Genomic DNA, 10,799 nt, shown 5'->3' with positions numbered 1-10,799 from the left:
GTCCGACAACCGACCGCAGGCCTCCGGCCCGGTGCGCGGCGGGGCCCCCGGGCCGCGCACCGGGCCGGAGGCCTGCGGTCGGTTGTCGGACCGCGCCAGTAGGGTGGTTGGCATGGCCGACCCTTCCAGCTACCGCCCCCAGCCGGGACAGATCCCCGACTCCCCGGGGGTCTACAGATTCCGCGACGAGCACCGCCGGGTGATCTACGTCGGGAAGGCCAAGAGCCTGCGCCAGCGCCTGGCCAATTACTTCCAGGACGTGGCCGGCCTGCATCCCCGTACGGCCACCATGGTGACCACGGCCGCCTCCGTCGAGTGGACCGTGGTGTCCACCGAGGTCGAGGCGCTCCAGCTGGAGTACTCGTGGATCAAGGAGTTCGACCCCCGGTTCAACGTCAAGTACCGGGACGACAAGAGCTACCCCTCCCTCGCCGTGACGATGAACGAGGAATACCCCCGGGTCCAGGTCATGCGGGGGCCCAAGAAGAAGGGCGTGCGCTACTTCGGTCCGTACGGGCACGCCTGGGCGATCCGAGAGACCGTCGACCTGATGCTCCGCGTGTTCCCGGTACGGACCTGCTCCGCCGGAGTCTTCAAGCGCTCCGCCCAGATCGGCCGCCCCTGCCTGCTCGGCTACATCGGCAAGTGCTCCGCGCCCTGCGTCGGCCGGGTCACCCCCGAGGAGCACCGCGAACTGGCCGAGGACTTCTGCGACTTCATGGCCGGGCGGACGGGGACGTACCTCTCCCGCCTGGAGAAGGAGATGCACGAGGCCGCCGAGGAGATGGAGTACGAGAAGGCCGCCCGGCTGCGCGACGACATGGGGGCGCTGCGCCGTGCCATGGAGAAGAACGCCGTCGTGCTGGCCGACGCCACCGACGCCGACCTGATGGCGGTCGCCGAGGACGAGCTCGAAGCGGCGGTGCAGATCTTCCACGTGCGCGGCGGCCGCGTCCGCGGCCAGCGCGGCTGGGTCACCGACAAGGTGGAGGCCGTCGACACCGCGGGGCTCGTCGAGCACGCCCTCCAGCAGCTGTACGGCGAGGAGAAGGGCGAGGCCGTCCCCAAGGAGGTGCTCGTCCCCGCGCTGCCGGAGGACACGCCCGCGCTCAGCCAGTGGCTCGCCGACCGCCGGGGGTCCCAGGTCAGCCTGCGGATACCGCAGCGCGGCGACAAGAAGGCCCTGATGGAGACCGTCCACCGCAACGCGCAGCAGTCCCTCGCCCTGCACAAGACCAAGCGCGCCAGCGACCTCACCACCCGCTCCCGGGCCCTGGAGGAGATCGCCGAGGCCCTGGAGCTCGACGGCGCCCCGCTGCGCATCGAATGCTTCGACATCTCCCACCTGCAGGGTGACGACGTCGTCGCGTCGATGGTGGTGTTCGAGGACGGGCTGGCCCGCAAGAGCGAGTACCGGCGCTTCCAGATCAAGACGTTCGAGGGGCAGGACGACGTCCGCTCCATGCACGAGGTGGTCTCGCGGCGCTTCCGCCGCTACCTCCAGGAGAAGCTGAAGACGGGCGAGTGGGAGGCCGAGGAGGGCGAGGGCGCGGTGCCCGAGGACGACGGGCGGCCCAGGCGCTTCGCGTACCCGCCCCAGCTCGTGGTGGTCGACGGCGGGCAGCCGCAGGTCGCTGCCGCCAAGCGGGCCCTGGAGGAGCTCGGTGTGGACGACGTCGCCGTGTGCGGCCTGGCCAAGCGGCTGGAGGAGGTCTGGCTTCCCGGCGAGGACGACCCGGTCGTGCTGCCCCGCACCAGCGAGGGCCTCTACCTGCTCCAGCGGGTGCGTGACGAAGCCCACCGTTTCGCCATCCAGTACCAGCGCAACAAGCGCGGCAAGCGCCTGAAGTCGGGCCCGCTGGACGAGGTGCCCGGCCTCGGCGAGAGCCGCAAACAGGCCCTGGTCAAGCACTTCGGTTCCGTGAAGAAGCTGAGACAGGCGACAATCGACCAGATCTGCGAGGTCCCGGGCATAGGACGGAAGACGGCCGAGACCGTGGCCGCGGCCCTCGCCCGGGCGGTCCCCGCCGGCCCTGCCGTCAACACGGCCACAGGAGAGATCATTGAGGATGAGAACCCCGCCCCCGCGGGTGGGGGCACCTCCCGGCAGTAGCCGGGAGCCATCGTCCGAACGGGGGACCGAGCAATGACCGAGCACGAGACCACGCACGACCGAGACGGAGCACAGGTGAGTACGGGCACGACAGTGGAGCCCGGCGAGACCGCCGAGGCGGCCATCCCCGAGCTGGTGATCATCTCCGGCATGTCCGGGGCCGGCCGCAGCACGGCGGCCAAGTGTCTGGAAGACCTCGGCTGGTTCGTCGTCGACAACCTTCCGCCGGCACTGATCCCCACCATGGTGGAGCTCGGTGCCCGCTCGCAGGGCAACGTGGCGCGGATCGCCGTCGTCGTCGACGTCCGCGGCCGCCAGTTCTTCGACGCCCTGCGCGAGTCCCTCGCCGACCTCGACAGCAAGGGCGTCACCCGGCGCATCGTCTTCCTGGAGTCCTCCGACGACGCCCTGGTCCGGCGCTTCGAGTCGGTCCGCCGCCCGCACCCGCTCCAGGGCGACGGCCGCATCACCGACGGCATCGCCGCCGAGCGGGACCTGCTGCGCGAGCTGCGCGGCGACGCCGACCTGGTGATCGACACCTCCAGCCTCAACGTGCACGAGCTGCGCGCCAAGATGGACGCCCAGTTCGCGGGGGACGAGGAGCCCGAGCTGCGGGCCACCGTCATGTCCTTCGGCTACAAGTACGGCCTCCCCGTCGACGCCGACCTGGTCGTCGACTGCCGCTTCATCCCGAACCCGCACTGGGTCCCGGAGCTGCGCCCCTTCACCGGGCTCAACGAGGAGGTGTCGGGGTACGTCTTCAGCCAGCCCGGCGCCAAGGAGTTCCTCGACCGCTACACCGAGCTGCTGCAGCTCATCGCGACCGGCTACCGCCGCGAGGGCAAGCGGTACGTGACCATCGCGGTCGGGTGCACGGGCGGCAAGCACCGCAGCGTGGCCATGTCCGAGAAGCTCGCCGCCCGCCTCGCCTCCGAGGGAGTCGAGACCGTCGTCGTCCACAGGGACATGGGGCGCGAGTGACCGCACGGACCCCGCGCCTGAGCCGTCTGCGCCGCCTCACCCCGGGACGGGGCGAGGACGGCGCGGGCCGCTCCGGCCGCCGGCGCGGCGCCGCGCCCAAGGTGGTCGCGCTCGGCGGCGGCCAGGGCCTGTCGGCCTCCCTCGCCGCCCTGCGCCGGATCACCGGTGACCTCACCGCCGTGGTCACCGTCGCCGACGACGGCGGCTCCAGCGGCCGGCTCCGGGAGGAGCTCGGCGTGCTGCCGCCCGGCGACCTGCGCAAGGCGCTGGCCGCGCTGTGCGGGGACGACGACTGGGGCCAGACCTGGGCCCGGGTCATCCAGCACCGCTTCCAGTCCGAGGGCGACCTGCACGGGCACGCCGTCGGCAACCTGCTGATCGTCGCCCTGTGGGAACAGCTCGGCGACCCCGTCCAGGCCCTCGACCTGGTGGGCAGGCTGCTCGGCGCCCAGGGCCGGGTGCTGCCGATGTCGGCGGTGCCGCTGGAGCTGCAGGCCCTGGTCAGGGGGCACGACCCGGCCCGCCCCGAGGACGTGGACACCGTCCGCGGGCAGGCCACCGTGGCCCTGACCCCGGGCGAGGTGCTCTCCGTACAGGTGGTGCCGAGCGACCCGCCGGCCGTGCCGGAGGCCGTGGCGGCGGTGCTGGACGCCGACTGGGTGGTGCTCGGCCCGGGGTCCTGGTTCTCCTCCGTCATTCCGCACCTGCTGGTGCCGGAACTGCTCGACGCGCTGGTCGAGACGAAGGCCCGGCGGGTCCTCTCTCTGAACCTCGCGCCGCAGCCCGGCGAAACAGAGGGCTTCTCTCCGCAGCGTCATTTGGAGGTTTTGGCCCGACACGCCCCTAAACTCGCCCTGGACGTGGTGCTGGCCGACGAGGCCGCCGTACCCGACCGCGAGTCCCTCTCCGATGCCGCGAAACGGTTCGGTGCCGCGGTCGAGCTGGCCCCCGTGGCCAGGCAGGACGGTTCTCCGAAGCACGACCCGGAGCTGCTGGCCGCCGCGTACGACCGTATTTTTCGGATGCATGGAAGGATCGGCCCATGGCGATGACGCCCGCGGTGAAGGATGAGATCTCCCGCCTCCCCGTCACCCGGACCTGCTGCAGGAAGGCGGAGGTCTCGGCGATCCTTCGGTTCGCGGGCGGCCTGCACCTGGTGAGCGGCCGCATCGTCATCGAGGCGGAGCTCGACACCGGGATCGCGGCAAGACGCCTGCGCAAGGACATCCTGGAGATCTTCGGCCATTCCTCGGACCTGGTGGTGATGGCCCCCGGCGGACTGCGCCGCGGCAGCCGCTACGTGGTCCGCGTCGTGGCCGGCGGCGACCAGCTGGCGCGCCAGACGGGCCTCGTGGACGGCCGCGGCCGCCCCATCCGGGGTCTTCCCCCGCAGGTGGTCTCCGGGGCCACCTGTGACGCCGAGGCGGCGTGGCGCGGCGCCTTCCTGGCCCACGGCTCGCTCACCGAGCCGGGCCGGTCCTCCTCCCTGGAGGTCACCTGCCCCGGCCCGGAGGCCGCCCTGGCCCTGGTGGGCGCCGCCCGCAGGCTCTCCATCGCCGCGAAGGCGCGCGAGGTGCGCGGCGTCGACCGGGTCGTGGTCCGCGACGGCGACGCGATCGGCGCCCTGCTGACCCGCCTCGGCGCCCACGAGTCGGTGCTGGCCTGGGAGGAGCGGCGGATGCGGCGCGAGGTCCGCGCCACCGCCAACCGCCTCGCCAACTTCGACGACGCCAACCTGCGCCGCTCGGCGCGGGCCGCGGTGGCCGCCGGAGCCCGCGTGCAGCGCGCGCTGGAGATCCTCGGCGAGGAGGTCCCCGAGCACCTCGCCGCGGCCGGCCGGCTGCGCATGGAGCACAAGCAGGCCTCCCTGGAGGAGCTCGGCGCGCTCGCCGACCCGCCGCTGACCAAGGACGCGGTCGCGGGCCGGATCCGCCGCCTGCTGGCGATGGCCGACAAGCGCGCCCAGGACCTCGGCATCCCGGGCACCGAGTCGAACCTCGACCTCAGCGAGGAGATGGCCGACAACATGGCCGGTTAGCCGCTGATCCCCTTGTACGGCAAAGGGGTCCGTGCGATCACTCGTGCGGGCCCCTTTGCCGTAGGCCCCATTGACATGAGCATGGGCCGGTCTTGAGTCTGGCGTCCGAAGCTTTCGTGGCAGACGACGCCCAGGGGGGCATATGAGGCACCGCGCGAGATCGATCCTCGCCGCAAGCGCACTCGTCTTCGCAAGCACACTCGCCGCACTACCCGTGGCGGCCCAGGCCCGGCCCGGCTCCGGCACCGCACCCGGCGCCGACGAGGTGCGGGTCTACGACGCCGAGATCACCCGGGAACAGGTCCCGCTCGTCCTCGCCGCCGGCCAGGACGCCCACGAGCTCAGCGAGCGCGCCCCGGAGACCGGGACCGCGCGGGTCGAGCTCTTCCTCACCGGCGGTCAGGCCAAGGAGCTCGCCGCCCAGGGCGTCAAGCTCGCCGAGCGCAGGATCGGGGCCCAGGGGCTGGCCCGCGCCAAGGCGGCGGGCGACGGCGTGTTCCGCCCGTACAGCGGCAAGGGCGGCCTCCAGGAGGAGATCCTGCGCACGGCGCAGGAGAACCCGGCGCTCACCAAGGTCGTCTCCATCGGCAAGACCGTCCAGGGCAAGGACATCCTCGCCCTCAAGGTCAGCAAGAACGCCAAGAAGACCAAGGACGGCGACAAGCCCTCCGTGCTCTACATGTCCAACCAGCACGCCCGTGAGTGGATCACCCCCGAGATGACCCGGCGGCTGATGCACCACACGATCGACAGCTACGGCAAGGACCAGCGGATCACCAAGCTGGTGGACTCGACCGAGCTGTGGTTCCTGCTCTCCGCCAACCCGGACGGGTACGACTTCACGCACGCGCCCGACGGCGAGCGGCTGTGGCGCAAGAACCTGCGCGACAACAACGGCGACGGCAAGACCAGTGCGGGCGACGGGATCGACCTCAACCGCAACTTCGCCTTCAAGTGGGGCTACGACAACGAGGGTTCCTCGCCGAACCAGGCGAGCGAGACCTACCGTGGCCCGAAGGCCTCCTCCGAGCCGGAGACCGCCGCCCTCGACGCCTTCGAGAAGCGCATCGGCTTCGACTACGCCATCAACTACCACTCCGCCGCCGAGCTGCTGCTCTACGGCGTGGGCTGGCAGGTGGCCACCCCCACCCCCGACGACGTCGCCTACGAGGCGCTCGCCGGCACCCCGGAGAACCCCGCGGTCCCGGGCTACTACCCGCAGGTCTCCTCCGAGCTCTACACCACGAACGGCGAGGCCGACGGCCACGCCTCCAACGTCAACGGCATCATGATGTTCACGCCGGAGATGACCACCTGCCAGACCGCCTCGGCGGCCGACCCGAACGACCAGTGGAAGCCCGAGGACTGCGCCTCCGGCTTCAACTTCCCGGACGACGAGAAACTCATCCAGGCGGAGTTCGCCAAGAACGTCCCCTTCGCCCTCTCGGTGGGCGAGAGCGCCGCGCAGCCGGACCGCCCGGTGTCCTCCGTGGGCCTGAGCGCCGCGGACTTCACCCTCGACCCCTTCACCACCTCCTACGTGGCCCGCGGCGAGGACCAGACGGTCTCCGTCACGGCCCGTAAGGCGCTGAAGGACAAGGAGCTCAACTTCCGGATCAACGGCGGCCGCACCCACGACGAGGACCTCAAGGCCTGGAAGGGCGGCGAGGTCTACGGCGGCGAGGACAACAACTGGTTCGACGAGTACCGCGCCAAGGTGGACGGCGCGAAGCCCGGCGACAAGGTGGAGGTCTGGTTCACCGGCCGGGACCGCTCCGGCAAGAGCGTCTCCAGCGAGCACTTCACCTACACGGTGGCCGAACGGCCGCGCGCGGACGTCCTGGTGATCGCCGAGGAGGGGGCCAAGGCCCAGCACGCCCAGAGCTACGTCGACGCCCTGCGCGCCAACGGGAAGTCCGCGGCGGTCTGGGACGTGGCGGCCCAGGGCGCCCCGCACCACCTGGGCGTGCTCTCGCACTTCCGTACGGCCGTTCACTACACCGGGGGCAAGTCCCCGGGCGGCGACACCCAGCTGGCGGTGCGCGACTTCCTGAACGAGGGCGGCAAGCTGATCGAGGCCGGTGAGCTGGCGGGCGGCAACGCCCAGGTCGGCCGCGCCGTGACCAACGACTTCAGCCAGTACTGGCTCGGCGCGTACAGCCGTACCAGCACTCCCGGTGCCGGCGGCTTCACCGGCGCCGGCTCCCTGAGCGGGGCGAAGGGCGGCCTCGGCGACGCCGCGGGCAACCCGCTCAACGCCCCGGGGGCCTACACGGTCACCTCCGACACCCTGGCCCCCGCGCAGTTCCCGCAGTTCAAGAGCGCCCAGGCGGGCCAGTTCACCGGGGTCGTGAACCCGTACGCCCCCTACGCGGGCACCGGGATGGCCTCGGCCCTGCACGCGGACGACGACTGGAAGCGCCTCGTCCGCACGATCGACCTCACCGGCGTCACCGCGGCCGACCAGCCGCAACTGAAGCTCGCCCTCAACTGGAACGTCGAGGAGGGCTACGACCACGCCGCGCTGGAGGCCCGTACGGCCGGCGGCGACGACTGGACGACGCTGCCGGACGCGGGCGGCCTGAGCAGCACCGCGGTGCCGGAGGAGTGCGCGGCCGGGTTCTTCATGAACGGCCACCCCTTCCTCCGCCGCTACCTCACCCTGGACTCCGGCGGCTGCACCGCGCAGGGCACCAGCGGCGCGTGGAACAGCTTCACCGGTTCCTCCGGCGGCTGGAAGCAGGTCTCCTTCGACCTGAGCGCGTACGCGGGCAAGACCGTCGAGGTCTCGCTCTCCTACATCACCGACCCGGGCTCGGGCGGCCGCGGCGTCTTCGCGGACGAGGCGCGCCTGTCCGTCGGCGGAGCGGACCGGGCCGTCGAGGGCTTCGAGTCCTCGCTCGGCGTCTGGACGGCTCAGGGCGCACCCGCCGGAAGCCCCGAAGTTCCCGGCGATTGGTCCCGGTCCGGCGAGCTGTTCAAGTCCTTCGCGGCGATCACCACCCGTGACACCGTCCTGCTCGGCTTCGGCCTGGAGCACGTGCCCGCCGCGGCGGATCGCGCGCTACTCGTCGGTAAGGCACTGCGCACGCTGAACCGCTGATCAGCGGCCCCTTCACCACTCACCCTGAGTGACAAGGACCAAAGTCCCCCGGTCCGGTTCCGGAGCGTCAGGTACGGGACCGGGGGGCGTGTCAGGCCCCGACCGATGTCACCCAAAAGCTCACGGAGAGGTAGGGTCGTAAGCGGTCGGGGACATCCCATTTCAGCTCGCCGGCGCACTAACCGGCGCACCAACGAGGAGATCGGTTCGTGACGATCCGCGTAGGCATCAACGGTTTTGGCCGCATTGGCCGTAACTATTTCCGGGCGCTCCTGGAGCAGGGAGCGGACATCGAGATCGTCGGTGTCAACGACCTGACTGACAACGCGACCCTGGTGCATCTGCTCAAGTACGACACCATCCTGGGCCGGCTGAAGCACGAGGTCAGCCACACCGACGACAGCATCACCGTCGGTGGCCAGACGTTCAAGACCTTCGCCGAGCGCGACCCCGCGAACCTCCCCTGGGGTGAGCTGGGCGCCGACATCGTCATCGAGTCGACCGGCATCTTCACCAAGAAGGCCGACGCCGCCAAGCACATCGCGGCCGGTGCGAAGAAGGTCCTCATCTCGGCTCCGGCCAAGGACGAGGACATCACCATCGTGATGGGCGTCAACCAGGACAAGTACGACGCGGCCAACCACCACGTCATCTCCAACGCCTCCTGCACCACCAACTGCGTGGCGCCGATGGCCAAGGTCCTCGACGAGAACTTCGGCATCGTCAAGGGCATGATGACGACGGTCCACGCGTACACGAACGACCAGCGCATCCTGGACTTCCCGCACTCGGACCTGCGCCGTGCCCGCGCCGCCGCCGAGAACATCATCCCGACCTCCACCGGTGCCGCCAAGGCCACCGCTCTGGTCCTGCCGCAGCTCAAGGGCAAGCTGGACGGCATCGCCATGCGCGTCCCGGTTCCGACCGGTTCGGTCACCGACCTGGTCCTGGAGCTCTCCCGCGAGACCACCGTGGAAGAGATCAACGCGGCCTTCCAGAAGGCCGCCGAGGGGCAGCTCAAGGGCATCCTCGACTACACCGAGGACGCGATCGTCTCTTCCGACATCGTGAACTGGCCCGCGTCCTGCACCTTCGACTCCTCCCTGACCATGGTCCAGGAAGGCACGCAGGTTAAGGTCGTCGGCTGGTACGACAACGAGTGGGGCTACTCCAACCGTCTCGTCGACCTCACCGTCTTCGTCGGCGGTCAGCTCTAAGCACGTAGGCAAGGCACCACGATGTGAGCACAGGGTCCGAGCAGCGCGACGAAGCGCCGCACGGGCCCTGTTGCTTGCCTCGTTCTCCCTTCCTCGCCCTTCGAGTGAAGGGCACAAAGGAGTAGGTACACATGAAGACGATCGATGAACTCCTCGCCGAGGGCGTCAAGGGCAAGCGGGTCTTCGTCCGCGCGGACCTGAACGTCCCGCTGGCCGAAGGCACCATCACCGACGACGGCCGCATCCGCGCCGTCCAGCCCACGATCGCGAAGCTCGCCGCCGCCGGCGCCCGCGTCATCGTGGCCTCGCACCTGGGCCGGCCCAAGGGAACCGGCGTGGAGCCGGCCTTCTCGCTCGCCCCCGCCGCCACGCGCCTCGGTGAACTGCTCGGTGCGGACGTCGCCTTCGCCACCGACACCGTCGGCGCCTCCGCCAAGGAGACCGTCGCGGCCCTCGCCGACGGCCAGGTGGCCGTCATCGAGAACCTGCGCTTCAACGCCGGTGAGACCTCGAAGGACGACGCCGAGCGCGGCGCGTTCGCGGACCAGCTCGCCGGGCTCGCCGACGTCTACGTCGGCGACGGCTTCGGCGCCGTCCACCGCAAGCACGCCTCGGTCTTCGACCTGCCCGCGCGCCTCCCGCACGCGGCCGGCTACCTCATCGCCACCGAGGTCGGCGTCCTGAAGAAGCTCACCGCCGAGGTCGAGCGCCCGTACGTCGTGGTCCTCGGCGGCGCCAAGGTCTCCGACAAGCTGGCCGTCATCGACGAGCTGCTCGGCAAGGCCGACCGCATCCTCATCGGCGGCGGCATGGCCTACACCTTCCTCTACGCCAAGGGCTACGAGGTCGGCATCTCCCTGCTCCAGAAGGACCAGGTGGACAAGGTCAAGGAGTACATGGAGCGCGCCGAGAAGACCGGCGTCGAGCTGGTCCTCCCGGTCGACGTGCTGGTCTCCCCGGACTTCCCGGACCTCAAGGGCAAGACCCCGGCCGAGTTCGAGACCGTGGACGCGGACAAGATCCCCGCCGATAAGGAGGGCCTGGACATCGGCCCCAGGACGCGCGAGCTGTACGCGTCGAAGATCGCCGATGCCAAGACCGTCTTCTGGAACGGCCCCGTCGGCGTCTTCGAGCACCCCGACTACGCCGGCGGTACCACGGCCATCGCCCAGGCACTGCTCGACAGCAGCGCCTTCACCGTCGTCGGCGGCGGAGACAGCGCCGCCGCGGTCCGCATCCTCGGCTTCGACGAGAATGCTTTCGGCCACATCTCGACCGGTGGCGGCGCCTCCCTCGAATACCTCGAGGGCAAGACGCTCCCCGGCCTCGCCGCCCTGGAGGGCTGAC

7 protein-coding genes are annotated in these 10,799 nt (G+C 70.7%); all 7 read left to right on the top strand.

The window, feature by feature from the left end:
* Nucleotides 1-112: 112 nt before the first annotated feature.
* The 7 genes from uvrC (at nt 113) to PV721_RS12130 (ending at nt 10,798) form a co-directional block, all read left to right on the top strand.
* Entirely contained in the window at nt 113-2,113 is a 2,001-nt protein-coding gene (gene uvrC / locus PV721_RS12160; RefSeq protein WP_319723219.1) for an excinuclease ABC subunit UvrC, read from the top strand.
* A gap of 33 nt (nt 2,114-2,146) precedes the next feature.
* Entirely contained in the window at nt 2,147-3,094 is a 948-nt protein-coding gene (gene rapZ, locus PV721_RS12155; RefSeq protein WP_030720410.1) for an RNase adapter RapZ, read from the top strand.
* On the top strand, nt 3,091-4,146 hold the full coding sequence (locus PV721_RS12150; RefSeq protein WP_319723217.1) for a uridine diphosphate-N-acetylglucosamine-binding protein YvcK: 1,056 nt from the start codon (nt 3,091-3,093) through the stop codon (nt 4,144-4,146). Before rapZ ends, PV721_RS12150 begins: the two co-directional genes overlap by 4 nt.
* Complete coding sequence (whiA, locus tag PV721_RS12145; protein ID WP_030009075.1) at nt 4,137-5,132, top strand: DNA-binding protein WhiA; 996 nt, start codon at nt 4,137-4,139, stop codon at nt 5,130-5,132. The genes PV721_RS12150 and whiA overlap by 10 nt, the downstream gene beginning before the upstream one ends.
* A 142-nt stretch (nt 5,133-5,274) precedes the next feature.
* Nucleotides 5,275-8,235 carry a M14 family metallopeptidase gene (locus PV721_RS12140; protein ID WP_319723204.1) on the top strand — a complete coding sequence of 987 codons (2,961 nt, stop codon included), beginning with the start codon at nt 5,275-5,277 and terminating at the stop codon, nt 8,233-8,235.
* A 209-nt stretch (nt 8,236-8,444) separates the two neighbouring features.
* Nucleotides 8,445-9,452, top strand: coding sequence for a type I glyceraldehyde-3-phosphate dehydrogenase (gene gap / locus PV721_RS12135; protein WP_319723202.1), 1,008 nt, complete (start codon nt 8,445-8,447; stop codon nt 9,450-9,452).
* Nucleotides 9,453-9,583: 131 nt separating this feature from the next.
* Complete coding sequence (locus tag PV721_RS12130; RefSeq protein WP_319723200.1) at nt 9,584-10,798, top strand: phosphoglycerate kinase; 1,215 nt, start codon at nt 9,584-9,586, stop codon at nt 10,796-10,798.
* The last annotated feature ends 1 nt before the right edge of the window (nt 10,799 follow it).

Origin of the sequence: Streptomyces sp. MB09-01 (assembly GCF_033794505.1) — a bacterium.
Taxonomy (GTDB): domain Bacteria; phylum Actinomycetota; class Actinomycetes; order Streptomycetales; family Streptomycetaceae; genus Streptomyces.
Note: the sequence above shows the minus strand (reverse complement) of the source record. Positions and strands in the feature narration are given on the sequence as shown.